Here is a 25,779-nt window from a genome sequence, read left to right as displayed (position 1 = left end):
CCACACAGGTATAGGGCGCTCGCATGCGCCCCATCGCGCGCGGTGTTTCAGTGGTTTGCCGAGCCCTGCCAACGCCGCGCTCGGTGTGCCGGCCCATGCTCGGCCACGGCACGGCCGGCGCCGGGCACCATGACCGTGGTCGCGGCGGTGTAGGGGTACACGCCCAGATCGGAGATTACGTTCATGCCCGATTCTTCCGATACGTGGCGGATACGGCCGGCGACCACGCGCTCGACGGTCATTTGCTCGCCCATCGCGGCCATGCGCAGTGGTTGGGTAAACACCTCGGCACGAATGCCCAGCCGCCCATGACCCAGCAATGGCTGGGCGAATACCAGGTCGACCGAACGCCCCGGATCGATCACGTGCCAGCCCGCGGTCTCGGTGCGGAAGCTGAAGCGCGCACTGCGCCTGTCTCCGGCCACTTCCATATGGAACGGGCGCAGGCCGATCGGCAGCACCGCTGGGTCCTGCAGCAGCGTGTTGCGCGACCAGGGCACGCGTAGCCCCTCCTGTGCCGACAGCTCCAGCTGGATGTCCAGCACGGCAAAGCTCAGTTCGCCGACATTGGTGATGGTCAGCGTGTGCAAACTGTCCGCGTTGCGCTTGCCTTGGCTGTCGACGTCGCTGCTGATGGACAGCGAAGCCAGCGCCCGCTGGTGTTCCCACTGCATCGGTCGGGCCGACAGCCAGGCATCCAGTGCGATCACGAACGACACACCGGCAATGGTCAGCGGCAGTGCCTGCTCGGCCACCATGTGCACCAGTTTCACCAGCCGTTCGCGCCAGCCTGAGGGGGGGGACGATAGCCTACGGCGGGTACCGTGTCGGCGGCGCAGGCTCATGCGGCACCTGCTGGCAGCACATGGATGTCCAAGCCGAGGATCATCCGTTCGCCGCCGGCGTCGCTGTCGGCGTGGATGGCAGTCACCTCATGCCACAGCGGCGAGCGCGCGTCGGGCTGGAACAGGCCCTGGCCCTCGGCCAGCGTGTGCGAGAGCAGCAGGCGTCCGCCGCGGCCGAGGTAGACCCGCGAGTTGCCGCCACAGACGTTGTGGCGGCGGATCACCAGGGCCGACACGATGTAGTCGGCGCCGTCCTGGTGCACGCCCTCCGGTGCCGGTTCGGCCGTGCAATGGGGTCGCGCGAGGGTCAGCATCTGATGCAGCGATACCGCCAGCCGGGTCGCACCACAACGCTCGTGCACGGTCTCGGCGATGCCGGCCAACAGCCGCAGCAGATCGGCATCGCAGGCCAGTTCGGGCGGCAGCAACGCGAAGGTTCGGCGTGGAGCGCGGTCGCCGCTGGCGGGCTGCTCGAAGTGCGGGTCGTCCAGTGGCTGTATGTTCCAGCAGGCAGGTGCCACGCGGTCCAGCCCATACTTCCGCAGGGCGCGTCGGCGATGGGGTGCCACGCGCAGCACCGCCGCGCGCAGCATTGATGGCAATGCGTCCAACAGCGGCAGCCAGGCCGCATCCTGTTCACTGCCGTCCCAGCGGTCCAGCAGGGTGCGTACCGGTGCCTGCAGGATGCCGTGGTGACGCTTGATCAGGCGCCGGCGCCGCTGGGCCACGTCGTAGGTATCCCAGCACAGCGCATCGGTGTGGGTGGCCAGCGTATCCAGCAGACGCGATGAAAGGCCCAGCTGGTCGAGTTTGAACAACTGTGGCCACGGGCCGCGCTGGCGCTGTGGGGGCAGCGGTTGGCCGAGGCAACGCTGGGCGTGCAGTGTCGGGGGCGCATCCGATGCGGGCAGCGCATCGGACGCAGCGGCAGGAATGGCCATGGTGGTCTCCAGGAACGGAAAGCAGCGCGCCGTCAGTGGCGTGTGCGTGTCCTGTATAGCCAGCACCTGCCCGCGCCGCGGTGCTTGGTGTTGCGGCTGCTTGTCCGCGTGGCGCAACCGTGTGCAACGTGCAGCATGCTGCAGAGACAGCACGGCCACCGCAGGGCATGCGGTGGCCGTGAGGCAACGTAGCGTGCGGCCGAAGTTGCGGCCCGCGGTCAGTCCTGGGTGCCGGCCAGCGTCTGGTCCAGACGTGCATGCAGCGCCTGCATCTGTGCCTGTTCCAGCCCGGTCAGCGTCTGGCAGGTATCGGCATCGACCGCATGGCCGAAGTAGTTCAGAGCGTTGAGCAGGCCGATGATTTCGTCGTGGCTCAGTGGCGGCAGGGGGGACATGGCAGGCTCCGGAGATCTGCGGCAGCAGGAACTTACTTCAGCGCAGTGTAGTACGCCTGCCCGTTGGTAGGACGAAAGGCAGTGCCGCAGTCGCTGGCACCCGGATTGAAGATCACCACCGTGCCGGTGGACGTATCCCAGAACGCATGGCGGTTGCTGGACAGGGCCTTGTTGGTCGCGCCACTGCTGACGATCGGTTGCAGGAAGGTGGCAAAGGCGCCCTTGCTGGCAATGGTGGCGTTCGGGAAGGCCAGGCCGGCGATCACCACACCATTGATGAACTCACCGCTGTGCTTGGTATACGCATGGCCGTTGCTGATGCTCGTGGCAATGGTTGCGGCATTGGTTGCCGACGGCGGGCCGGCCACGGTGCAGGCCATCGTCGGCAGAGCAAAGGCAAGCGATAGCGACAGCGCCGACAACAGGGCCAGCAGGGGGCGGCGCAGGCGATGCAGGGTCTGGAACATGGCTGTTCTCCAGGAAGCGATGCAGGACGGCAGCGCGGTGTGCGTGCCGGCGGCATGGCATGCCGCGCTCCCTGTATAGGAGCGCACGTGCGGCGGCCCTGGTCCGTACGTGCCCGATCTGCGGCCACGTGTTGCAGATGGAGCATGCGGTAGCCGAAGCATCGCATCTGCTCAGTCGGGAATCAGTACCAACCCATCCGGGAACACGATCGCCGCTTCATCCGCACTCACGTCGAAGAAGCCCACGCCGTGCTTCTCGGCCAAGTCCTGCACGCGCCCGTGCGCGCGCTCAGCCACCGAGTAGGCGAACGCGCCGTAGATCACCTGGCGGCCGATGCTGTACTCGGTCACTTCGTCACGATCGTCATCGTCGTTGCTGAGTGGTCCGTCCAGCGGCGGGAAGTCCTGCGCCATCTCCGCGAACCACGCCTGCAGCGCCGGGCTGCTGACCGCCGGGTCGTCATACTCGTGGCGCTCGTTCCACTGCGTCTGCTTCTCGAACCAGGCGATGAAGGCTGCCGCCTCGCGTGGTGCGGCGCTGGCCTCGAACACCATCATGTCGTAACTCATTGGAGCTTCCTGTGCAGAGCAGGGGTCAGCGCCTTCGCCTGCGGCGAAGGATCCGACCCCGGCAACGGGGACTGTGGACGCACAGGGTATCGCGCTAGGGCTGTTCGGCCGCACTCATGGCCAAGCCCGGCGCCAACGCCTTCGCCTCCGGGAACAGCGCGAAGCGCAGGCCGATCAGGCCCATCAGCGCCTCGTCGCGCGCCTTGCAGGCGGCCACGCTGCCGACCCGTGCCAGCGAGGTATCCAGCCGCTCGCGCAATGCGTCGGCTGCCACCATCGGCCTGCGCGCGGCGATCTGCCGGCGGTAGTGCACGGCGACCTCTTCCAGAATGTGCTCGACCGCCTCACGGCTGCGCTCGGGCAGTTCCAGCCGGGCGCGGCGCAGCTGCAGGATGTTCAGGCCGATGCGTGCTTCGTTGAGCATGTCCACCGAGGCGATGTCGCTGCCCTCCGGCGTCGCCGCCAGGCGCGGCGCGAGCAGGCCCAGCAGGTCGAGCATGCGCGCGGCGAAGCGCTGCCGGTCCTGCTGGCCACGTCCTTCGGCGGCCTCGGCGAGCGTGGTCCAGCCCTGCCGCACCAGGCGGCGCGCGGTCCACTCGGCACCCACCGAGCGGAACAGGCGGGTCATCACCACCGCAAAGCCGATGCCGATGAACATCGCGATCGACGAATTGAGGAAGGTCTGGATGTTGGCGCTGTAGGTGTTCTGCAGGCTCAGCAGTGCGGCCAGGTTGACCGTCAGCGGCAGCGCGAACAGCGCGCTCTTGGGGTGATGCAACAGCAGCCCCAACGGCAGGAACGCCACCGCCAGCACCAGCGCCAGCAGGCCGAAGTCGTGCACGGCCGGGAACACGCCGAACAGGTACACGCCGGCCACCACCGAGGCGACCATCGCCCACACCAGGAACTGCACCATGCTGGGGGCCGGATCGTCCTGTGCGGCGAAGAATGCGGCGGTCACTGCCGCCATCATCGCGCCGTTGCCACCGCCCTCCCAACCGAGCGCGATCCACAGCACGCAGTAGCTCATCAGCGCCACGCCGGCACTGAGCGCGGAGAACAGCGCCATGCCGTAGTCGACGTGCCTGTCGGCGGCCACCCGTTCGGTGCGGATGCGGTAGTGCGCGCGGTCCAGCGGCGCCGTGCCCTGGTCGATCGCGTGCTGCAGGGTGCGGCAGTCCTGCCACAGGTCCACCAGCTCCTCCAGGCGCAGCAGCAGGCTGGCCAGCTGCAGGTGCTGCAGGTCGCGGTCCACCTGCGGCTTCAGCGCGCTGATGCGCGCGCGCAGCCGCGCGTACTCACTGGCGTTGGTCGGGCCATCCAGCCAATCGCGGATGTCGTCGACCAGCGCCGGCAGCCCATCCGGCAGGGCCTGGCCATCGCTGCGCAGCGCGCTCAGGCGATCGGCAATCGAGGACAGCACCGGCAACAGCAGCAGCATGCGCTCGCGCAGGCGCTCCATCGACACTGCCGAACCGGCATGGCGTGGATCATCGCGGCGCAGGAATTCGATCAGCGCCTCGAACTGCACCAGGTCCGCGGCCAGCCGGTTGCGCGGCGCGTGCGCGCGGCCGCGTTCGAGGATCTGCCGGCACCACTGCGCGGCGTCCTCCATCCAGTTGCCGATGCGGGCGCGCAGCATCGGGCGTACCGAGGCCGGGAACAGCAGCGAAGCAAACAGCACCGCCACCACGGTGCCGAGGATGATCTCCTCGCTGCGCGCCACCACGGTGTCGAAGATGGTCTCCGGCGAGGTCACTGCCGGGAAGCCGATGAAGGCGGTGGTGTAGCCGGCCAGCAGGAACGCGTAACCGCGCGGGCCGCGGTTGAGCAGGGCCATGAACAGGCACCCGGCCAGCCAGATCGACATCGCCGCGCTCAGTACCAGCGGCGTTTCCACCAGCGCCGGCAGCACCAGCAGCGTGGCCAGGCCGGCCACCAGCGTGCCGACGATGCGGTACACGCCCTTGGCGCGGGTCGGCCCCAGCAGCGGTTGGCTGACGATGTACACCGTGCCCATCGCCCAGTACGGGCGCGACAGGTTGCCGGCCATGGCGATGTACAGTGCGGCCACCGCGGCCAGATAGGTCTTGATCGAGAACAGCCACGCCTGGCGGTCGGTCAGCGCGTTCATGGCCTACTTCGCTGCGGTTGCGGCATCGGGCGCGGCGGCGCTGGCCTGCCAGCCACCGCCCAGCACCAGGAACAGGTGGATCTGGTCGCGCGAGACCTGTGCTTCGGCAGCGGCCAGGGTGGCATCGCTGCTGGCCAGGCTGCGGTCGGCATCCAGGCTGGACAGGTACGGCGTGCGGCCCCCCTGGTACAGCCGGCGGTTCTGCTCGGCGGCCAAGGCGGCCTGTTCCTGCGCGGTGCGCAGCGACTGCAGCCGGCGCAGGTCCTGGGCGTAGCGGTCCAGCGCGGTCTGGGTCTCGCGCAGCGCCTGCAGCACGGTGTGGTCGAACTCGGCCAGTGCCGCGTCGGCACCGGCTTCGGCGGCGTGGATGCGCGCGTGGGTACCGGACGACGGCAACGTCCACGAGATCAGTGGGCCGATCGACCACTGCTGGGTCATCGGCGTGCCGAAGTCTTCCAGCAGGCCGGCGGCACCGAGCGAGGCGCCCAGGCGGATGTCCGGATACAGCTCAGCGGTGGCGACGCCGATCCGCGCGGTGGCCGAGGCCAGCTTGCGCTCGGCCTGGCGCACGTCCGGGCGGCGTTGCAGCAGTGCCCGGCCGTCACCGACCGGCAGCGGCTGCGCCAGGCCGGGTGCGTGCGCACAGTCGATCACGCCGGCTGGCAGCTGGCCCGGGGTCTTCCCAAGCAGCGCGGCCAGCGAATAGGCGGCAGCCGAACGCTGCGCGCGCAGCGGCGGCAGCGCGGCTTCCAGCAGTGCCACCTGCGCATTGGCGCGGGCCAGCTCCGGCGGCGTGCCGCGGCCGGCCGCGATCAGGCGCTCGGTGACGCTGCGGCTGCGCTGCTGCAGCTGCAGCGAATGCTCGGCCACGTGCAGTTCGTGGTTGGCGTGGCAGATTTCCAGGTAGCTGTCGGCGACCTGCGCGACCACGCTGACTTGGGCCAGGTCGCGCGCCGCAGCAACGGACTGCTCGTCGGCACGCGCCGCCTCGGCGCCGCGCTTGAGCTTGCCGAACAGGTCGAACTGGTAGCTGACCGCGAACTTGCCATCGGCCAGGTTGATCACCGGCAGTTCGTGCTCCTGCAGGAACGATTCGGCCGACAGCTGCGCGCGGCTGACCCCGGCCTCGGCTTCGTACTCGAAGCCACCGGCGTCCAGCGCCTGTTCGTATACCGCCGCCGCACGGCGCAGGTGCGCATCGGCGGCCTTCAGTTCGACGTTGTCTCGCAGCGCCTGGGTGATCAGGCCATCCAGCACCGGGTCGTTGTACAGCGACCACCAGCGGTCGGGCAGCGCCTGGTTGGCGGCAATCTGCGGGTTCTGCGTATCGATGAACGCCGCATTGGCCTCCGGGCGCTTGAAGGCCGAGCCTTCCGGCAGTGCATAGTCGGGGCCAACGGTCTTGCACGCGGCCAGGCTGGCCAGCGCGACGATCAGGCCGAGACGGGGCAGGGCGGCGTTCACAGGCCCGCCTGTGTCGGCGCGGTGCCGGCCTTGTCGTTGTGCGGGTGACGGCCGGTGTCCACGGTCACCGTCGCGGTGCGGCCGGCAATCAGTTCCACGCCCTTGGGCACCTCGTCGATGGCGATGCGCACCGGAATGCGCTGAGCCAGGCGTACCCAGTCGAAGGCCGGGGTCACGTTCGGCAGCAGGGAGCTGCCATTGCTGCGGTAGCGATCCTCGATGCCGGCAGCAATGCTCTCCACATGGCCACGCAGCGGGGTCGATTCGCCCATCAGGCGGATGTCCACGCGCTGCCCCGGCGCCACGCCGCGCAGCCGGGTTTCCTCGAAGTAGCCATCGATGCGGAACGAACCGGTGTCCAGCAGCGCCAGCACCGGCTTGCCGGCCACCACGTAGTCGCCCACGCGCATCGTGCGGTCGTTGACCCGGCCGTCGGCCGGCGCGCGCACCTCGGTGCGGCCCAGGTTGAGCTCGGCCAGGTCCACGGCGGCCTGTGCCGTGGCCAGCGCGGCCTGTGCGGCCTGCAGCTTGGCGCGGCGCACTTCGGCGTCCTCGGCGGCAACCAGGTCCTGCAGGCTGCGGTCGCGGCCGATCTCGCGGCGCAGCTGGGCCACCGAGGCCTGGCGCTCGGCCAGGCTGGCCTTGGCCTGTTCCAGCGCGATGCGATAGCGCGCGCGGTCGACCACGAACAGCAGGTCGCCCTTGCTCACCGCCTGGTTGTCGGCCACCTGCACCGTTTCAACCAGCCCGGAGACATCCGGCGCCACCTGCACCACGTCGGCGCCGACATGGGCGTCGCGGGTCCACGGCTCATCCATGTAATAGACCCACAGCTGGCGCAGCACCAGCAGGGCGACGATCACGGCTGCGCTGGTGAGCAGCACCGGCAGGGTCTTCTTCACGATCTTGTTCACGATTGCATCCAACGCAGGAGGTGGAACAGCAGGCCAAGCACGATCCCGTACAGCGCCAGGTTGAACAGCGCCGGGTGCCAGACATGGCGGTAGGCGCCGGCACGCTGCAGCAGCGCGTGCAGGCCGCTGTTGACCAGATAGGCCAACAGCATCAACCCGAGCAGGGTCGGGACGAACACTCCGTGGAGACTGAATTCACCGGGCATCGGTAGGGGCGGGGGCGAGGAGGGAGGGGGAGGGACAACAGAACAACGACAACGGGCAAACGCCGCTGGCGTGTGCACGGCAGCGGCAGCGTCCGGCAGCAGCGGTCTTACGTGATGCGGTCGGCGGCCTCGGCCAGCAGGCGCCATGCCTTCAGCACGGCGTGCAGTTCATCCATGGAAAGTTCGCCGAACACGTCCTGGCGCAGGCCGATCAACTGGTCTTCCAATTCGCTGACCAGCGCATGGCCCTCGTCGGTCAGCCACAACAGGTTGGCGCGGCGGTCGCTGGCGTCGCTCTCGCGACGGACCAGGCCGCTGGCGCACAGCTTGTCCAGCAGGCGTACCAGCGAAGGCCCTTCCATGCCCAGCTGCTGGGCCAGCGCCACCTGGCGGATGCCACCGCCGGAGCGGCCGATCATCAGCAGGGGCATGGTGCAGGCGGTGGAGATGCCGTAGCTGCCGAGCCGGCTGTCGGCCAGGCGCTGCCACTGCCGCCCTGCATAAAGCAGGCCGGAGCTGAGCTGCATCTGCAGCACGGTGCGCTCGTCGAGGGGTCGGTCCATAAGAGATAGATAGGATACTACTAATTTCATTCCTATCAATAGGTTTTTCTGAATGGGTGGGGTGTAGTGAGGAAAGCGTTGCGCCCGCCTGGTGTCGGTGGGGCAGCGGGCGCCGGACGGTGCAGGACACGCCGTGAACCCCCCTCCGGGGTCCGGCCCAGCCGCTGGCGGCTGTGCGTTCGGGCGCTTGCGAGGCATGCCTCGCAAGCAAAGCGCCCTCACCCTTGGGGGCTCGGCCGCGGCATCCATGCCGCGGACGGTCCTGCCCCGCCCGGCCCCCGCTGCCTTCCCATTCCCCGCGAGCGCGGTGGGTTGGCTCTTAGAAGCAAGAGCAGAAGCAGTGCGGACCAACGGTCCGCACCCACCAGGGCAGTGGCCAAAGCAGCGGCGCGCCGCTTCCGAAGCCATGAACCCCCGCTTTTGCCCCCGCTTTCGGGGGGCAGGCCGCGCCCGCGGGACACCGCCAGGGAGTGGGAGAGGGGGCTGCGCAGGACCGTTGGCGCCATGGATGGCGCCATCGAGCCCCCATGGACGGGTTTACGGCGTGTCCTGCGCAGCCCCCTCTCCCACTCCAAACCGATAGCAACGACGCGTCAACAACGCCCCCCGATGAATCGTCCCCACAGGACGACCCACCCCCCGGTCGGGTACGATGCTCGCCCCCCGTTCGGGACGCTGTACGCAATGAGCAAGAACAACGAAAAGGCCGCCCCGCAGGGCGACGTGACCCAGGACCAGGCCGAGGATGCCGTGCGCACCCTGCTGCGCTGGGCCGGTGAGGACCCGTCCCGCGAAGGCCTGCTGGATACCCCCCGCCGTGTCGCCGAGGCCTATGGCGACTGGTTCAGCGGTTACCGCGATGACCCGCGCGCCTACATGGAGCGGACCTTCGAGGAAGTGGCTGGCTATGACGAACTGATCGTCCTGCGCGACATCGAGTACGAAAGCCACTGCGAACACCACATGGCGCCGATCATCGGCCGCGTGCACGTCGGTTACCTGCCGGCCGGCAAGGTGGTGGGCATCAGCAAGCTGGCCCGCGTCGTCGAAGCCTACGCCCGCCGTTTCCAGGTGCAGGAGAAGATGACCGCGCAGATCGCCCAGTGCATCCAGGATGTGCTGCAGCCGATCGGTGTCGGCGTGGTCGTGGAAGGCGCCCACGAATGCATGACCACCCGCGGCATCCACAAGCGTGGCGTCAGCATGGTCACCTCCAAGATGCTGGGCAGCTTCCGCGACGACGCGCGTACCCGCGCCGAGTTCCTGCGTTTCATCGAAGTGGGCGGCAAGCGCTGAGCCGCTTGCCTGCACCCCGCCGGCCCCGTGCGGCCGGCATGCCCACGGCTGTCCGCGCGGCCGCCGCGGGTGGCTGTTCGTCCCCGCCAGCCCTCATGACTCTTTTCGCTGCATGAAGCATCGCGAACGCATCTCCCGTTACCGCCATCTGCGCGAACAGCCCCAGTGGAAGCTGCTTGCCGCCGACCACGCTCCGGAAATCATCGGCCTGCTGCAGGGCCTGTTGATGGATGGTGAGCGCACGCTGCCCTCCTCGGTGCTCAACGAGCGCCTGCAACGGGCGCTGGACCAGCTCAATGGCGATGAACTGTCGCGCGAGCTGCCGCGTACCGCGCAGGCCTACATCGCGCACTGGCTGGCGCAGGGCTGGCTGGAGCGCCGCCTGCCCGAAGGCGCCGACCAGGAACAGTACGAGCTGTCGACCGCAGCGCTGCAGGCGATCCGCTTCGCCGACGGCCTCGAGCAGGCCCGCGTGGCCGCCACCGAGAGCCGCCTGGCACTGGTCATCGAGCAGCTCTCGCAGCTGGCCGCGCAGACCGAGTCCGACCCCGACGCCCGCCTGTCGGCGCTGCGCGACGAGCGCGACCGCATCGATGCCGAGATCGCCCGCGTCGGCGCCGGCCGCGTCACCGCGCTGGACGGCAAGCGCGCGCTGGAACGCGCGCGCCAGATCATCGGCCTGGCCGACGAGCTGACCGAGGATTTCCGTCGCGTGCGCGACGACTTCGAGCAGCTCAACCGCGAGTTCCGCGAACGCATCATCGACGACGAAGGCGAGCGCGGCGACGTGCTGTCGCAGCTGTTCGAAGGCGTGGATGTGATCGGCGAAAGCGATGCCGGGCGCAGTTTCCAGGCCTTCTGGCGCCTGCTCAACGATGCCGAGCAGAGCGCCCAGCTCGATGCCGCCCTGGAAGCGGTGCTGGCGCGTGGCTTCGCCCGCCGCCTGGACCGCAACGAACGCAACTTCCTGCGCGGCTTCACCAGCACCATGCTTGAGCGTGGCGGCCAGGTACACGATGTGCTGCAGAACTTCGCGCGCAGCCTGCGCGGTTTCGTGCAGAGCCGTGGCTATCTGGAACAGCGCCGCCTCAACCAGCTGCTGAAGCAGGCGCAGTCCGAGGCGCTGGCACTGCGTGACGAGTTCCCCGCACAACGCGGCATCGGCCGTGACCTGCAGCTGACCACCAGCCGCCTGCGCTCGTGGTCGCAATGGAAGCTGCACGATCCGCGCAGCGCCCAGGTCGATGGCAACGTCGAGTACAACGATGCCGCTGCCATCAGCCTGGAAAGCGTCGGCGACCTGGTCGCTTCGTCCGAAATCGACTTCCGTACCCTGCGCCGCGACCTGCACGACCTGCTCGACGCACAGCCGCGGCTCAGCATCGCCCAGGCCCTGTCGCAGCGCGAAGCGCCGCAGGGCCTCGGCAGCGTCATCGGCTACCTGTCGCTGGGCACGCGTTTTGGCAACGTGGTTGCCGGCGAGCAGGAGCTTGCGCAATGGCGAGGCGGCGACGGCCAGATCCGTCGCGCCCGCATCCCGCTGGTTTGGTTCACCCAGGAGAGACGCCATGAGCTGGCATGAAGATCCCATCGAAGCACCGCAGGCCGAGGGGGCGGAAGACGCCTACGACGCCGAACCGGTGGCGACCGTGGCGCAGCCCCGCCGTGGCAACGACGTGTATTACCTGGGCGACACCGGGCGCCTGCCGCTGGATGCGCGCCGCGCGCTGTGCCAGCTGCTGATCGGCCCCAGCATCGACCAGCTGCGCCACGCCAAGCTGTGGCCCGCGCTGATCCGCAGCGAGGCGGCCATCCGCTCGTCGCTGGCGGACCTGTTCCTGGAACTGGTGCTCGACCGCGACAGCGGCGTGGCGTTCACCCGCCAGGCCGACACCGAAGACGTGGATGCGCCGGTGCTGCTGCGCACCTCGCCGCTGACCTTCATCGACTCGGTGCTGCTGCTGTACCTGCGCCAGCAGCTGGCCGAGGCCGATGCGCGCGGCAACCGCGCGGTGGTGGCCGACGCCGAGATGGCCGAAGCGCTGGCCATCTACGAGAAGAACCTGTCCACCGACCGCGCCGGTTTCAACCGCCGCGTTGCATCGGCGGTGCAGAAGATGAAGGACAACCACATCCTGACCCGCCTCAGCGGCCAGGACGACCGCCACGAAGTCTCGCCGGCGCTGAAGCTGCTGTTCTCCGCCGAAGACGTGTCCCAGCTTTCGGCGGTCTACCGCCAGCTGCGCGAAACCCCGGCCGCCGAGGCCTGAGAGACCCGACCATCGCATGGCTATCTCCAAGCACACTCCCGCCCTGTTCAACGAAGGCCTGCCGGACCCGCGCCTGCAGCAGTTCCGCATGCGCCGCCTGCAGGTGCACAACTGGGGCACCTTCAACGGCCTGACCGAAGTGCCGATCGCCGAGCGCGGCTTCCTGTTCGTCGGCCGCTCCGGCTCGGGCAAGTCGACCCTGCTCGATGCCATGTCCGCGCTGCTGACGCCGCCGGCCATCGTCGACTTCAACGCCGCTGCGCGTGAAGCCGAGCGCAGTGGCCGCGACCGCAACCTGGTGTCCTACGTGCGTGGCGCCTGGGCCGACCAGCAGGACAGCGGCACCGGCGAGATCGCCACCCAGTACCTGCGCAAGGGTGCCACCTGGACCGCACTGGTGCTGGAATACCGCGCCGGCGATGGCCGCGTGGTCAGCCTGGTGCGCCTGCTGTGGATCTCCGGCAACGGCACCTCGGCCGGCGATGTGCGCAAGCACTACATGATCGCCGAACGTCCGTTCGACATCGCCAAGGATCTCGGCGGCTTCGACCTGGACCTGCGCAAACTCAAGCAGAAGCTGCCCGACCTGCACCATTTCGACACCTTCTCCGGTTACGCCGAGCGCTTCCGCGACCTGCTCGGCATCGACAACGAGATGGCGCTGCGCCTGCTGCACAAGACGCAGTCGGCGAAGAACCTGGGCGACCTGAACGTCTTCCTGCGCGACTTCATGCTCGACACGCCGAAGACCTTCGACGCCGCCGAGCGCCTGGTCAGCGACTTCGCCGAGCTCGATGGCGCGCACCAGGCGGTGGTCACCGCCCGCCGCCAGGTGGAAACCCTGCTGCCGGCGCGTGCCTACTACAACGACCTGAAGGAAATGCACCGCCGTCGCGGTGACGACGAAGCGCTGAAGCTGGGTGTCGACAGCTTCCGCGAAAGCCGCCGCCAGGCACTGATCGAAGCGCGCCTGCGCGAGATGGATGTACGTGATCGCGGCCTGCTGGGCGAAGAAGCCCAGCGCCGCGCGGCGCTCGACAACCACACCGAACGGCTGGCCGAACTGGAACTGCAGCGCCGCCAGCAGGGCGGCGAACGCATCGAGGAACTGGAACGCGAGCAGGGCCGTGCGGAAGCGGAGCGCGATCGCCGCCAGGCCAAGCGCGAACAGGCCCGCCAGGCCGCCCAGCAGCTGCAGGCGGAACTGCCCGACGACGCCCATGGATTTGCCGAACTGGTCGAGCGCGCGCAGAACGAACTGCAGGATCGCCAGCGTGCCTCCTCGGCACTGGACGATGCGATCAGCGAGCGCCTCGGCGGCAAGCGCGATGACGAGCGCCGTTTCGGCGAAGTCCGTGCCGAACTCGAAGCGATGCAGCGCACGCCCTCCAACATCCCGGCACCGATGCAGAAGCTGCGCGCGCGCCTGGCCGAGGAAACCGGCATTGCCGAGGCGGCGCTGCCGTTCGTCGGCGAGCTGATCCAGGTCCGCTCGGAAGAGCAGGGCTGGCAGGGTGCGATCGAGCGCGTGCTGGGCGGCTTCGCGCTGTCGCTGCTGGTCGATGACAAGCACTACAACGAGGTTGCCGAGTGGGTGAATCGCACTCACCTCGGCATGCGCTTCACGTACTACCGTGTCCGCCGCAACGATGAAGCGTTCGCGCGCGAGCCGTCGGCGAAGTCGCTGCTGCACAAGCTGGAACTGCGCGAGCACGTGTTCGAAAGCTGGCTGCGCCGCGAGCTGGGAAAGCGGTTCGACTACGAGTGCGTGGATGCCAAGCAGCTGCGCAACGTCGACCGCGGCATTACCCGCGAAGGCCAGGTCAAGCATCCGGGCGACCGCTTCGAAAAGGACGACCGCAGCGCGGTGGGCGACCGCCGGCGCTGGATCCTCGGCTTCAACAACCACGACAAGGTCGGCGCCTTCGAGCGCGAAGCCCAGGAACTGGCCAAGCGAATCGCCAGCTGCGAGACCGATATCGCGCGCCTGCGCGGCCAGCGTGACCGCGACAACGAACGCCGCCTGGCCTGCCACGAGCTGGTCAGCATCAGCTGGAACGAGATCGATGTCGCCGCGCCGCAGCAGCGCCTGACCGATATCGAGGCCACCCTGCGCGACCTGCGCGAAGGCAACGCCGATCTTGCCAGGCTGGCCAAGCAGATCGACGCCGTGCGCGCCGACATCGAGCAGGCCCGCCGCACGTACGAAGACGTCCGCGTCGAGCGTGGCCAGCTGGTCAGGGAGCGCGATCGCCTCGACCGCGCACGCCAGCAGAGCCGTGCGCTGGTGCTGCCGACCCTGGCCCAGGAGCAGGAGGCCGGCCTCGCCGAGCGCCTGCAGGAGCAGGGCCCGCTCAGCCTGGAAACGCTCGAAGCGCACATGCGCCAGGTCAGCAACGCGCTGAACGAGCAGCTGTCGTCCTCGCAGCAGGACCTCAACCGCATCGAGAACCAGCTGATCGGCTGCTTCCGCCGCTTCATCCAGCAGTGGCCGGAGGAATCGGGCGACTTCACCGCATCGGTGGCTTCGGCCGAGGACTTCCTCGCCCGCCTCGAGCGGCTGGAGCGCGATGGCCTGCCGCAGCACGAGGAGCGCTTCTTCGATCTGCTGCAGAACCAGAGCAAGAACAACCTGCTGGCCCTGCAGCGCCACAGCGCAGAGGCACGCAAGTCGATCGGCCAGCGCCTGGATGAAGTGAACGCCAGCCTGGAACAGGTACCGTTCAACCGCGGCACGCTGCTGACCATCGAACTGAGCGACCGCCGCCTGCCGGAAGTGGCCGAGTTCCATCAGCAGCTGCGCGAGGTGCTGTCGCAGCAGCAGACCGAGCAGCGCGAGCTGGCCGAATCGCAGTTCACCGTGCTGCGCCAGCTGGTCAACCGCCTGGGCTCGCAGGAAGGCGAGGACAAGCGCTGGCGCGAACTGGTGCTGGACGTGCGCATGCACGTGGAATTCATTGGCGTCGAGCTGGATGCGGAAACGCGCCAGCAGGTCGAGATCTACCGCAGCGGCGCGGGCAAGTCCGGTGGCCAGCGCCAGAAGCTGGCCACCACCTGCCTGGCCGCGGCGCTGCGCTACCAGCTCGGCGGTGCCGACAGCCAGCTGCCCAGCTATGCCGCCGTGGTGCTCGACGAAGCCTTCGACAAGGCCGACAACGAGTTCACCGCACTGGCGATGAACATCTTCGACAACTTCGGCTTCCAGATGGTGGTCGCGACCCCGCTGAAGTCGGTGATGACGCTGGAACCGTTCATCGGCGGCGCCTGCTTTGTCGAGATCAGCGGCCGCCACGACTCCGGCGTGCTGTTGATCGAGTATGACGAAGAAGGCAAGCGCCTGAAGCTGCCCGAGCGCAGCCGCCAGCAGGCCAACGAACCGGAAGAAGCCGAGGCCTGACCCGGCCGATCGAAGGGGGAATGCCGGCCAGCGGCCGGCACTACCCACGGGCGGGGTTCATGACCCGATCGAATGGGAATGCCGGCCAGCGGCCGGCACTACCCATGGGCGGGGTTCATGGCCCGGTAGTGCCGGCCGCTGGCCGGCAACCGCATTCACGCACCGCGGAACGTATCCCACGCCATCCGCGCGATCAGCACCACCACCAGCCCCACGAACAGCTTGCGGATGAACGGCGTACCGCCCTTCAGCGCCAGACGCGTGCCCACCACCGAACCGATGATGTTGGCTGCGGCCATCGGCAGCGCGAACAGCCACAGGATGTTGCCGGTCGGCACGAAGAACGAGATCGCTGCCACGTTCGTCGCCAGGTTCACCACCTTCGACGCCGCCGAGGCGCGCAGGAAATCCAGGCCGAAGAAGCGCACGAACAGGAAGATCAGGAAGCTGCCGGTGCCCGGCCCGAAGAAGCCGTCATAGAAGCCGATCGCCGCACCGATCGCCAGCGCGATCACCAGTTCGCGGCGGCCGATCTCCTGTGGCCGATGCAGCGCACCGAAGTCCTTCTTCCACAGCGTATAGGCCAGCATCGCGACCAGCAGCACCAGCACCAGCGGGCGCACCGCGTCCTTGGGCAGCAGGCTTACCGCGGTGGCACCGGCAAAGGAGAAGACGAAGGCCGTGCCGGCTGCGAACAGCACCGGCTTCCACGGGAAGCGCACGTTGCGCGCATAACGCCAGGCGGCCGCACCCGTGCCGAACATCGAACTGAATTTGTTGGTACCGAACAGCATCGCCGGCGTCTGCTGCGGCAGCACCGTGAACAGGCCCGGCAGCTGCACCAGGCCACCGCCACCGACGGCGGCATCCACAAGACCGGCGATGAAGGCGATCACCACCAGCCACCACAATTCGGGGGGAACCAGGTCCAGCACGGCGATCCATCAGGTGGGGGGGCGCGACAGCATACGCCTGTCCCGCTCCAGGCGGCGCCCGCCGCGCGCGTGGATCAATGCCTGCAACCCGGCGACAATGCCGCCATGAGCCGAAAATCCGCCGATCCCTGCCCCTGCGGCCTGCCCGCCGACTACGCTGCCTGCTGCGGCCGTTTCCATGCCGGTGACGTCGCGCCCGATGCCGAGCACCTGATGCGTTCGCGCTACAGCGCCTATGTGCGGGGCCTGGCCGGCTACCTGCGCCAGACCTGGCACCCGAACACGCGTCCGGCCGAGCTGACGCTGGACGATGCGCCAGGGCAGCGCACGCATTGGCTGGGCCTGACCGTGCACGAGCACACGGTCACCGGCGCCGACCGTGCCGAGGTCCGCTTCACCGCGCGCTACCGGGTGGGCGGCGGCAGCGCAGTGAAAATGACCGAGCACAGCCGCTTCCAACGCATCGACGGCCGCTGGTACTACCTCGACGCGGTCTGAATCCTACCCGCCACGCACGGCCAGGCCGCGCTGTCCGCGGTGTGTCCGCACCTGGTTGCGGCCCCCGTCCTTGGCCACATACAGGGCCTGGTCGGCCGCCTTGACCACCGCCATCGGCCGGCGATCCACGTCACTGTCGGCCAGCCCGATGCTCACCGTTACCTGCACCACCTGGCCGTTACCGCCGCGTCCGCGCTGCTGCCGGCCGGTTTCATCGTCACGGCTGCGGGTGCTGCGGTCGCGCAGCTGCATGCGCGTGTCTTCGATGCGCTGCCGCAGCGCTTCCACGGCATCGACACAGGCCTCCGCCGGGCGGTCCAGGAACACGACGGCGAACTCCTCGCCGCCGTAGCGGAACGCACGGCCTCCGTCACCGACCCGGGCCAGCCGCGACGCCACCAAGCGCAGCACATCGTCACCGGTATCGTGGCCGTGGGTGTCGTTGAACGATTTGAAGTGGTCCACGTCCACCATCGCGATGCTGTAGGTACCGCGCGCCCGCTGCAGGGTCTCGTTGAACGCCCGTCGCCCCGGCAGGCCGGTCAACTCATCGCGGAAGGCCATGTGGAAGGATTCCTGCAGCATCGCGCTGAGCATCAGCAGCAACGCGGCGCTGCTCAGTGCAGGCAGCAGCACCGGCTGCAGGAAGACCCGCGGCAGCATCCACCACAGGCACAGCAGGGCCAGCAGCATGGCCGTGTGCAGCGGCCGTGGATGCCGCCAGGCCTGCCAGCCCAGCGCTGCGGTCGCCAGCAGGAACAACAGTGCCGGCAGCTGTGCCAGCGCGTTCCAGTCGGCGGGAATCCAGCGCCAGTGACGGTTCGACAACAGATCGTGCATGCCCTGCGGCTGCTGTGCCGCCAGCAGCAGGAAGACCAGCAGCGCCGCACCCCACACCACGCTGCGCAGCAGCAGGTCCTGGCGGCGGCGTCCACGTTCCGGCCACAGCGCCAGCCCGGCGAACAGCAGCGGCAGCCACGCCGAGATCGCGTGGAAGCGCAGCGGAGTCAGGGCGTCCACATGGCCACTGTGCAGGTAACCCGCAACGTCGCGGTGGAGCAGGGCGAACGCCACCGCCGCCACCAGCAGCAGGCACAGCGTTCGCATCTGGTGGTAGAGCAGGGCCAGGCCCGCGCCGAGGCAGGCCAGCAGCCAGGGCAGGATGCGCTGCGCCGGGCTGGCCACATCCTCGGTGCCCAGTGCCATCCACAGCACCAGAACGACCAGCACGGCGGGCAGCACGAACAGGTAATGCGCAGGCTGGCGGAGCGGATGCAGGGGCACGCGGGAAGTCCAGTGCGGTGACGATGCGGCCGCAACATTGCCGTTAGCGGCGTCCCTGCGTGCTTCTTGAATACGTCACCGTGTGAACGGTGCGGTGCACGGCCATGACGTCGCACTCACCGCACTGCGCCGATGCTGTATGCATGGACAGCGTACCCGTCGCCGTCGCTGCCCCGCAGCGTGATCTCGCCCGCCACTTTGCCCGGGTGCGGGCGCGCAGCCTGCAACTTGCCGCCCCGCTCAGCGCCGAGGACGCCATGCTGCAGAGCATGCCCGACGCCAGCCCCAGCAAATGGCATCTGGCCCACACCACCTGGTTCTTCGAACGCTTCGTGCTGGCCGGTTTCGCCACTGCGGCGGCGCATGATCCGGCCTGGGATTACCTGTTCAACAGCTACTACAAGAGCCTCGGCCCGGCGCATGCCAGGCCACAGCGCGGCTTGCTGTCGCGGCCCTCGCTGCAGCAGGTGCAGGATTACCGGCACCAGGTCGACGCCCAGGTGCAGGCGCGGTTGGCCGCCGGTGACCTGGATGAGCGGGCGCTGCAGCACCTCCAGCTGGGCCTGCAGCACGAGCAGCAGCACCAGGAGTTGTTGCTGACCGACATCAAGCACGCATTCTGGTGCAATCCGCTGCAGCCGGCCTACCGCGATGACCTGCGGCCCGTCGCCAGCGTCGCGACGGCGCAGGGCTGGATCGAATCGCCCGAACGCATCGTCACCGTCGGCGCCCCGGCATGGCCGCAGCACGCCGACTTCGCCTACGACAACGAATCGCCCCCTCACCGCGTGCTGCTGCCGGCGCATGCACTGGCCGAGCGCCCGGTCAGCAATGCCGAGTACCGCGCGTTCATCGAGGCTGGCGGCTACCGCGAACCGCGCTGGTGGCTCAGCGAAGGCTGGGCGCTGCGCGAGGCAGAAGACTGGCAGCACCCCCTGTACTGGGACGCGACCCTGCAGCGTGAGTACACCCTTGGCGGTTGGCGCGAGCTGGATCCCCATGCGCCGGCCTGCCATCTCAGCTACTACGAGGCCGACGCCTGCGCCCGCTGGGCCGGTGCGCGCCTGCCCAGCGAGTTCGAGTGGGAAGCCGCCGCCGCGTCGCAGCCCCTGCATGGCCATTTCGCCGATGACGACCACCTGCACCCGCGGGCGGGGCAGGGAAGTGGGCTGCGGCAGCTGTTTGGCGATGTCTGGGAGTGGACCGCCAGCGCGTATGGCGCCTACCCGCGGTTCCGGCCCTTCGCCGGCAACCTCGGCGAGTACAACGGCAAGTTCATGTGTGGTCAGTGGGTACTGCGCGGCGGCAGCTGCGCCACGCCTCGCGACCACGTGCGCGCCAGTTACCGCAACTTCTTCATGCCGCCGGCGCGCTGGCAGTTCTCGGGCCTGCGCCTGGCCAGGGACCTGGCATGAGCACGGTGCAGGACGCGCTGCAGGCGCTGACCGACCTCACGCCCAGCCGGCAGCAGATCCTGGCCGATGTGCTCGCCGGCCTGTCAGGCCCGTCGCGGCAGCTGCCCTCCAAGTACTTCTATGATGCGCGCGGCTCGCGCCTGTTCGAGCAGATCACCCAGACCCGCGAGTACTACCCCACGCGCACCGAGCTGGCGCTGTTGGATCGGGTGTTGCCGGACGTCGCGCGCGTGGTCGGCCCGCGCCTGCACGTGGTGGAACTGGGCAGCGGCAGTGGCCGCAAGACCGCTCTGCTGCTGGCCGCACTGCAGGACCCGGTGGCGTACACCCCGATCGAGATCTCGCGTGCCGCGCTGCTGTCCAGCATCGACCACCTGGCGCCGGCGCTGCCCGAGGTCGAGATGCTGCCGGTCTGTGCCGACTTCACCCGCCCTGTCGCCGTTCCCGCACCGGAACGTGCGCCGGCGCGCCGCCTGTTGTTCTTTCCCGGGTCCACGCTGGGCAACTTCGTCGAAGAAGAGGCGATCGCGCTGCTGCGCGCGATGCGCCAGACCATGGGGGCTGACGGCCTCGCCCTGGTGGGCATCGACCTGCACAAGGACCCGGCAGTGATCGAAGCGGCCTACAACGATGCGCAGGGTGTCACTGCGGCCTTCACCCTCAACCTGCTGGACCGGCTCAACCGCGAGATCGGCAGCGACTTCGATCTCGACGGCTTCCGCCACCGCGCCCGCTACAGCACCGCGCGGCTGCGCATCGAAACCGATCTGGTCAGCCGCTGGCCACAGGACGTCCATCTGGATGGCCACACGTTCCACTTCGCTGCCGATGAGCCGATCCGCGTGGAGTACAGCCACAAGTACACCGACGACAGCTTCGAGGCGCTGCTGCTGCAGGCCGGCCTGCAGGTCTCGCAGCGCTGGGACGCCGAAAGCCCCGCCTACGGCCTGCGCCTGCTGCGCGCGCGCTAGGGCGGAGCGGCCGCGCCCGCTTCAGGTTCGCCGGCGGCGCTGCCTCTAAGATGGCCGTGCAACGGCAACACGGAGGACGCCATGCCCATCCTGACCACGCTCGGCCTGGTGGCCGCGCTCGCCTCGGCACCGACGCCGCCTGCGGCACCTGCTGCCGATGGTGATCCCGCTTTCAGTCGCTGCCTGGCGGGTATCCAGGCCAGCGCCGCAGCCCAGGGCATCAGCGTCGACCGATTCAACGGAATCACCGCTGGCCTCACCCCGGACCCCAGCGTGCTCGGCCTGCTCGATGCGCAGCCGGAATTCACCACACCCATCTGGGACTACCTGGCCGCGCTGGTCGATCGCCAGCGCGTCGAGGATGGACGCCTCCAGCTGCGGCAGCACCGCGATCTGCTCGATCGGGTATCGGCGCAGTACGGTGTCGATCCCGCCACCATCGTCGCCGTCTGGGGCGTAGAGAGCGACTATGGCCGCGTGTTCGGCAAGCGCCCGTTGCTGCAGTCGCTGGCCACGCTGTCCTGTGCCGGCCGCCGCCAGGCCTTTTTCCGCGGCGAGCTGCTGGCGCTGCTTACCCTGATCGACCGTGGCGACCTGCAGGCGCAAGGGCTCACCGGGTCGTGGGCCGGCGCCTTCGGGCATACGCAGTTCATGCCCAGCACCTATGCACGCATCGCCGTCGACGGTGATGGCGATGGACGCCGCGACCTGGTCGGCAGCATTCCCGACGCCCTGGCCTCCACCGCCAACTACCTCAAGCGTGCGGGGTGGCGCAGTGGCGAGCCGTGGGGCATGGAAGTTCGCGTTCCGGCCGGGTTCAATGCCCGCCAGGCGGGCCGCACCCAGCGCCGTGCGCTGGCCGACTGGCGCGCGCAGGGGGTGACGGCGCTGGATGGCAGTGCCCTGGCCCCGGCCAACCTGCCCGCCGATGCACGTGCCGCCCTGCTGCTGCCCGCTGGCAACAAGGGGCCGGCGTTGCTGGTGTTCCGCAACTACGATGCGATCTACAGCTACAACGCCGCCGAAAGCTATGCGCTGGCGATCGCCACGCTGGCCGACCAGCTGCGCGGTGGCGCCGGGCTGGCCACGGCCTGGCCGACCGATGATCCCGGCATCGGCCGCGACGAGCGCCGTCAGCTGCAGACGCTGCTGCTGGCCCGTGGCCACGACATCGGTGCCGCCGACGGCATGATCGGTAACGCCACGCGACGCGCGATCCAGGCCGAGCAGCAGCGCCTGGGCTGGGCCAATACCGATGGGCGGGCCGGACAGCGTATCCTGCGCGCACTGCAGGACGCGCCGGCTACCGCGCCGGTGCCCACCCGTTTCACGCTTCCCAGCAACTACAGCGCCGCGCAGTCGCCGGCCATCAGGAGTCGATCCAACGTGCAGCAGATCCAGGGCCTGCGCAGCGGGCAGTACCAGGGGCTCGATGCCTGGCTGGTGGACACCGACGACGCCAGCGCGGCCATCAGCGTCTTTGGAGGCCAACTGCTTTCCTTCGTGCCCAAGGGCCAGCAGGACCTGATGTGGCTGTCTCCCCGGCGCGCCGAACTGCCCACGCCGATCCGCGGAGGCAGCCCGGTCTGCTGGCCGTACTTCGGCCGTCAGGGCCAGGGCAACGACGTGCCCGCGCACGGGTTCGTGCGCACCTTGCCCTGGGAGCTGCAGCAGGCCCGTCGCCTGGACGACGGAAGCATCGAGCTGACCCTGGCGCCACCGGTCCTGCAGCGCCTGGACCTGCGCCTGCGCATGATCGTCCGCGTGGGTCGCCAGCTCACCCAGCAGCTGATCACCGAGAACACCGGCAGTACCCCTGCCAGCATCACCCAGGCGCTGCACAACTATTTCCGCGTGGGTGACGCCAGCGCGGTGGACGTGGATGGCGTGGACGGGCTGGAATATCTGGACAAGTTCGAGAACTATGCGCAGCCGCGCCGGCAGCAGGGGCCCTGGTCGTTGCGTGACCCGCGCGACCCCGGCCGCAGCGACCGCATCTACACGCAGGCCAACGGCCACTATGTCCTGCGCGATCCGGTGCTGAAGCGCCGCATCGACATCCGTACCGAGGGAAGCCGCTCGCTGGTTGCGTGGAACCCGGGGGCCGAGGCCGCAGCGAAGATGGCGGACGTCGGTGCAGGCTGGCGCGACTATGTGTGCCTGGAAGCGGCCAACGCGGGGCCCGACGTGGTGACGCTGCCGCCCGGCGGCAGGCACGTGCTGTCGCAGACGCTGTCCGCAGCGCCCTGGACGCCAGTCAACAAATAACGGATCAACGCGACAGGGACGTTTTCATGCAGGACGCGCAGTGGTGGTACGCCAACAGCAGGCAGAGCGAGGGACCGGTGGATCTGGCCGGGCTGCGCCGCCTGCAGCAGGACGGGACCGTAAACGCCCGCACACTGCTGTGGCGCGAGGGGATGGCATCGTGGCGGCCGCTGGCCGAACTGGATCCGTCGTTAGCGCCGGATCGCCCGTCCCCGCCGCCGGTTGAACCGGTGCACGCCGATGCCGGCACCGTCGCTGCGGTCATCGATCCGTCCGACCTCTACCGTGCGCCCGCTGCTGCGCCGGCAATTGTGGCGGCACCTGCGGCAGCGCCAGCGCTGGAAGGTGACATCGCCCTGTACGCCGCCGTGGTCGGCGGCAACTTTCCGATCTATCGCCAGCGCTGGCGGCTGGACCAGGGCGTTGCCGGAGGCAGTGGCACCTGGCACTGGCCGGCCTTCCTGATCGGCGTCATCTGGATGGTGTACCGGCGGATGTACACGCTGGCGGCGATCTGGGCCGGCATGCTGGTGTTCTTCAGCATCGCCGAGGCGCTGCTCGGCGTACCGGAAGGCGTCTCGATGGTCATCACCCTCGTGATCAACACCCTCGCTGCGGTGTATGCCAACCGGTGGTACCTGGCGCATTGCCAGCGTGAGATCGCCCGTGCGCGCGCGCTGGCGGGAAACGACCAGGCGCGCCTGCGCAGCGAGCTGGCCGCGCGGGGTGATACCAACGCACCAGGGGCGGCCATGGTCGCCATCGTGGTCGTTGCGATGATGCTGGTGGGCCAGGCGATGGCGGGCTGACGCCTGCGCGGCTTCAGATCTGCCCGCACCTGCCGCTACCGCAGGTTCGTCCCGGGCAAGGAATCGCCGACATGATGCATCTGGATACCCCGCCGGTTGCCCCGGCCGATGACAATCCCTATCTGGCGCCTGCGGCAGAGGTGGACGCCACGACGGCTCCGTCCGATGCGGACCATCTGAACCTCCTGGTGGGGCCCAACGCGGCGCTCTACCGGCAGCGCTGGCACCTGGACAGCCCGGTGCCGAAGCCGCCGCGGCCGTGGCACTGGCCCGCGTTCCTGGTGCCGATGTACTGGCTGCTGCACCGGAAGATGTACCTGGCGGCCATCCTCTTCGAGCTGGCCATGTTCGGCATCGCGTTGCTGGCGGCCCGCGCCAGCCCGCTGCTCACGGTGGTGTTGCTGGCGGTGCCCCGCTTTGCCATCGCGGTGACCGCCAATGCGCTGTACCTGCGCTATTGCACGCGGCTGCTGGGCAAAGTGAAGGCTGCCCATGCCGGGCAGCACAACCGCATCCGCACTGAGCTGCAGCGGCGCGGTGGCACCAGTGTGTGGGCGGTAGTGATCGGCATGGCGTTCGTCGCGGTGATCAACAGCGTCGCCCGCCTGGCGGCCTGATCGGGTGGATCAGGCCGGTGTCCGCGCGCGCAGCACCAGCAGGCACAGCGCACCGGCCACCAGGCCCCAGAACGCCGAACCGATGCCCGCCAGCGAGACGCCGGAGGCGGTGGTCAGGAAGGTGACCAGTGCCGCCTCGCGATCGCGTTCCACCGCCAGGGCGCTGGCCAGGCTGTTGCCGATGGTGCCGAACAGCGCGATGCCGGCCACGCACGCCACCAGCTCCCTGGGGAAGGCCGCAAACAGCGCCGCCACCGTGGCGCCGAACAGCCCGACGACAATGTAAAAGGCGCCGGCCGCCATGGCCGCTGTATAGCGGCGTGCCGGATCCTCGTGCGCATCGCGGCCCATGCAGATGGCGGCGGTGATCGCCGCCAGGTTCAGTGCATACGCACCGAACGGCGCCAGCAGCGTATTGACCACGCTGATCCAGCCGATCAACGGCGACACCGGGGCGTCGTAGCCGGACGCGCGCATCACCGCCACGCCGGGAATGTTCTGCGAGGCCATGGTGACCACGAACAGGGGCAGGGCAATGCCGGCCACGGCCGTCCACGACAGTGAAGGCGTCACCCACTGTGGCACTGCCAGTTGCAGGTGTACCTGCTGGGCATGCAGCAGGCCGCGGCTGGCGGCAACCGCAATGCCGACCAGCAGCGTGGCGATCACCGCATAGCGTGGAAACAGCCGGCGTCCGGCCAGCCACGTGGCGAACATGGCCAGTGCCAGGATCCATTGCGTGTTCATGGCCACGAATACGTCCAGGCCGAAGCGCAACAGCACACCGGCCAGCATGCCTGCGGCCAGCGCCATCGGTACCCGCTGCATCAATCGGGCGAAGATGCCGGAGAAGCCCGCCAGCGTGCCCAGCAAGGCAGCGAGCAGGAACGCGCCGGTCGCCTCAGACAGTGAGGCACCGCCTGCACCCACCACCAGCATGGCGGCGCCCGGGGTCGACCACGCGGTCACCACTGGCACGCGATAGCGCAACGACAGGCCGATGCAGGTCACGCCCATGCCCAGCCCCAGCGCCCACATCCAGGAGGCGATCTGTGCCTGGTCGGCGCCGACGGCCTGTGCCGCCTGGAACACGATCACGGCCGAGCTGGCAAAGCCGACCAGCACCGTGATGAAGCCAGCAACGATTGCCGGCATCGAAAGATCGCGCCACCACGCGCGCTGCAACTGCATGCTCATTGCTCTCTCCACTTCGCATCCCTGCATTGATAGCGGTTGCGGCGTTGCCCGCGCAACGCGCGGGCAACGCCGCAGTGATCTTCGAGCGTACGTCATGGGTGGTGGGATGGTGATTCCGTCATCACCCTGCAAGAAAAGCCTTGACGAAATCCGCAGGATCTCTAGAATTCGCTCCCTTGCTGCAACGCATCGCTTCCCCGGAAACGACACGCGCTCAGCAACGCCATCGCCGACGGACGAGTTGATCGAACGAAGGTGTTGACGGACTCGAAAAGTCCGGCATAATAGGCGGCTCGCAACGACGAAAGGCCCTCGGGTCCAAC

Annotated in this window: 23 protein-coding genes; 10 read left to right on the top strand and 13 right to left on the bottom strand. The window is 68.8% G+C overall.

Features of this window, described 5'->3' with window-relative positions; all coding sequences use genetic code 11:
• Positions 1–47 precede the first annotated feature (47 nt).
• The 10 genes from LRM18_RS04325 to LRM18_RS04280 form a co-directional block, all read right to left on the bottom strand.
• Positions 48–773, bottom strand: coding sequence for a hypothetical protein (locus LRM18_RS04325; RefSeq protein ID WP_270951585.1), 726 nt, complete (start codon positions 771–773; stop codon positions 48–50).
• 68 nt (positions 774–841) lie between these two features.
• A complete protein-coding gene (locus tag LRM18_RS04320; RefSeq protein ID WP_064239552.1) occupies positions 842–1,786 on the bottom strand; it encodes a 2OG-Fe dioxygenase family protein in 945 nt (314 codons plus the stop codon).
• A 218-nt stretch (positions 1,787–2,004) separates the two neighbouring features.
• Entirely contained in the window at positions 2,005–2,181 is a 177-nt protein-coding gene (locus tag LRM18_RS04315; protein ID WP_154803416.1) for a hypothetical protein, read from the bottom strand.
• A 32-nt stretch (positions 2,182–2,213) separates the two neighbouring features.
• Entirely contained in the window at positions 2,214–2,648 is a 435-nt protein-coding gene (locus LRM18_RS04310; protein WP_064239551.1) for a hypothetical protein, read from the bottom strand.
• Between the two features lie 171 nt (positions 2,649–2,819).
• Complete coding sequence (locus LRM18_RS04305) at positions 2,820–3,218, bottom strand: hypothetical protein (RefSeq protein WP_064239550.1); 399 nt, start codon at positions 3,216–3,218, stop codon at positions 2,820–2,822.
• Between the two features lie 94 nt (positions 3,219–3,312).
• Positions 3,313–5,352 carry an FUSC family protein gene (locus LRM18_RS04300; RefSeq protein ID WP_049468347.1) on the bottom strand — a complete coding sequence of 680 codons (2,040 nt, stop codon included), beginning with the start codon at positions 5,350–5,352 and terminating at the stop codon, positions 3,313–3,315.
• A gap of 3 nt (positions 5,353–5,355) precedes the next feature.
• Positions 5,356–6,816, bottom strand: a complete 1,461-nt coding sequence (locus LRM18_RS04295; protein ID WP_074725875.1) for an efflux transporter outer membrane subunit — start codon at positions 6,814–6,816, stop codon at positions 5,356–5,358.
• A complete protein-coding gene (locus tag LRM18_RS04290) occupies positions 6,813–7,730 on the bottom strand; it encodes an HlyD family secretion protein (protein ID WP_049468342.1) in 918 nt (305 codons plus the stop codon). Before LRM18_RS04290 ends, LRM18_RS04295 begins: the two co-directional genes overlap by 4 nt.
• Positions 7,727–7,936 carry a DUF1656 domain-containing protein gene (locus LRM18_RS04285; RefSeq protein WP_010487502.1) on the bottom strand — a complete coding sequence of 70 codons (210 nt, stop codon included), beginning with the start codon at positions 7,934–7,936 and terminating at the stop codon, positions 7,727–7,729. Before LRM18_RS04285 ends, LRM18_RS04290 begins: the two co-directional genes overlap by 4 nt.
• Positions 7,937–8,043: 107 nt before the next feature.
• The gene (locus tag LRM18_RS04280; protein WP_005421298.1) at positions 8,044–8,499 is read right to left on the bottom strand and encodes a MarR family transcriptional regulator; all 456 of its coding nucleotides are present in this window, start codon (positions 8,497–8,499) and stop codon (positions 8,044–8,046) included.
• Between the two features lie 684 nt (positions 8,500–9,183).
• On the opposite strand from LRM18_RS04280, the gene folE reads away from it, so the two are divergent.
• The 4 genes from folE (at position 9,184) to LRM18_RS04260 (ending at position 15,462) form a co-directional block, all read left to right on the top strand.
• Entirely contained in the window at positions 9,184–9,795 is a 612-nt protein-coding gene (folE, locus tag LRM18_RS04275) for a GTP cyclohydrolase I FolE (protein WP_004141296.1), read from the top strand.
• Positions 9,796–9,907: 112 nt separating this feature from the next.
• A complete protein-coding gene (locus LRM18_RS04270; RefSeq protein ID WP_049466319.1) occupies positions 9,908–11,377 on the top strand; it encodes a DUF3375 domain-containing protein in 1,470 nt (489 codons plus the stop codon).
• Complete coding sequence (locus LRM18_RS04265) at positions 11,364–12,065, top strand: DUF4194 domain-containing protein (protein WP_049466320.1); 702 nt, start codon at positions 11,364–11,366, stop codon at positions 12,063–12,065. The genes LRM18_RS04270 and LRM18_RS04265 overlap by 14 nt, the downstream gene beginning before the upstream one ends.
• 16 nt (positions 12,066–12,081) lie before the next feature.
• Positions 12,082–15,462, top strand: a complete 3,381-nt coding sequence (locus tag LRM18_RS04260) for an SbcC/MukB-like Walker B domain-containing protein (RefSeq protein WP_049466323.1) — start codon at positions 12,082–12,084, stop codon at positions 15,460–15,462.
• A gap of 155 nt (positions 15,463–15,617) precedes the next feature.
• On the opposite strand, the gene LRM18_RS04255 is transcribed toward LRM18_RS04260, so the two are convergent.
• The gene (locus tag LRM18_RS04255) at positions 15,618–16,397 is read right to left on the bottom strand and encodes a TSUP family transporter (protein ID WP_049470705.1); all 780 of its coding nucleotides are present in this window, start codon (positions 16,395–16,397) and stop codon (positions 15,618–15,620) included.
• A gap of 105 nt (positions 16,398–16,502) precedes the next feature.
• Here LRM18_RS04255 and LRM18_RS04250 point away from each other — a divergent pair, with 105 nt between their 5' ends.
• Positions 16,503–16,895: a YchJ family protein gene (locus LRM18_RS04250; protein WP_270951469.1), complete on the top strand. Its 393-nt coding sequence runs from the start codon at positions 16,503–16,505 to the stop codon at positions 16,893–16,895.
• A 3-nt stretch (positions 16,896–16,898) separates the two neighbouring features.
• Here LRM18_RS04250 and LRM18_RS04245 read toward each other — a convergent pair whose 3' ends face one another.
• Positions 16,899–18,179 (bottom strand): GGDEF domain-containing protein, encoded by a 1,281-nt coding sequence (locus LRM18_RS04245; RefSeq protein ID WP_270951467.1) that lies wholly within the window; start codon positions 18,177–18,179, stop codon positions 16,899–16,901.
• Between the two features lie 143 nt (positions 18,180–18,322).
• Between LRM18_RS04245 and egtB the strand changes: the two genes are divergently transcribed.
• The 5 genes from egtB (at position 18,323) to LRM18_RS04220 (ending at position 24,259) form a co-directional block, all read left to right on the top strand.
• Positions 18,323–19,594, top strand: a complete 1,272-nt coding sequence (gene egtB / locus LRM18_RS04240; protein WP_074725878.1) for an ergothioneine biosynthesis protein EgtB — start codon at positions 18,323–18,325, stop codon at positions 19,592–19,594.
• On the top strand, positions 19,591–20,565 hold the full coding sequence (gene egtD / locus LRM18_RS04235) for an L-histidine N(alpha)-methyltransferase (protein ID WP_053506815.1): 975 nt from the start codon (positions 19,591–19,593) through the stop codon (positions 20,563–20,565). The genes egtB and egtD overlap by 4 nt, the downstream gene beginning before the upstream one ends.
• Positions 20,566–20,646: 81 nt before the next feature.
• Entirely contained in the window at positions 20,647–22,833 is a 2,187-nt protein-coding gene (locus LRM18_RS04230; protein ID WP_270951459.1) for a lytic murein transglycosylase, read from the top strand.
• 26 nt (positions 22,834–22,859) lie between these two features.
• Positions 22,860–23,642 carry a DUF2628 domain-containing protein gene (locus tag LRM18_RS04225; RefSeq protein ID WP_270951457.1) on the top strand — a complete coding sequence of 261 codons (783 nt, stop codon included), beginning with the start codon at positions 22,860–22,862 and terminating at the stop codon, positions 23,640–23,642.
• A gap of 71 nt (positions 23,643–23,713) precedes the next feature.
• Complete coding sequence (locus LRM18_RS04220) at positions 23,714–24,259, top strand: DUF2628 domain-containing protein (RefSeq protein ID WP_154331425.1); 546 nt, start codon at positions 23,714–23,716, stop codon at positions 24,257–24,259.
• A 9-nt stretch (positions 24,260–24,268) separates the two neighbouring features.
• On the opposite strand, the gene LRM18_RS04215 is transcribed toward LRM18_RS04220, so the two are convergent.
• Positions 24,269–25,456: a benzoate/H(+) symporter BenE family transporter gene (locus LRM18_RS04215; protein WP_154331424.1), complete on the bottom strand. Its 1,188-nt coding sequence runs from the start codon at positions 25,454–25,456 to the stop codon at positions 24,269–24,271.
• Positions 25,457–25,779: the final 323 nt, after the last annotated feature.

This window comes from Stenotrophomonas sp. PI_27 (assembly GCF_027854495.1).
Taxonomy (GTDB): Bacteria; Pseudomonadota; Gammaproteobacteria; order Xanthomonadales; family Xanthomonadaceae; genus Stenotrophomonas; species Stenotrophomonas pavanii.
This window is presented reverse-complemented; position numbering and strand designations above follow the sequence as displayed.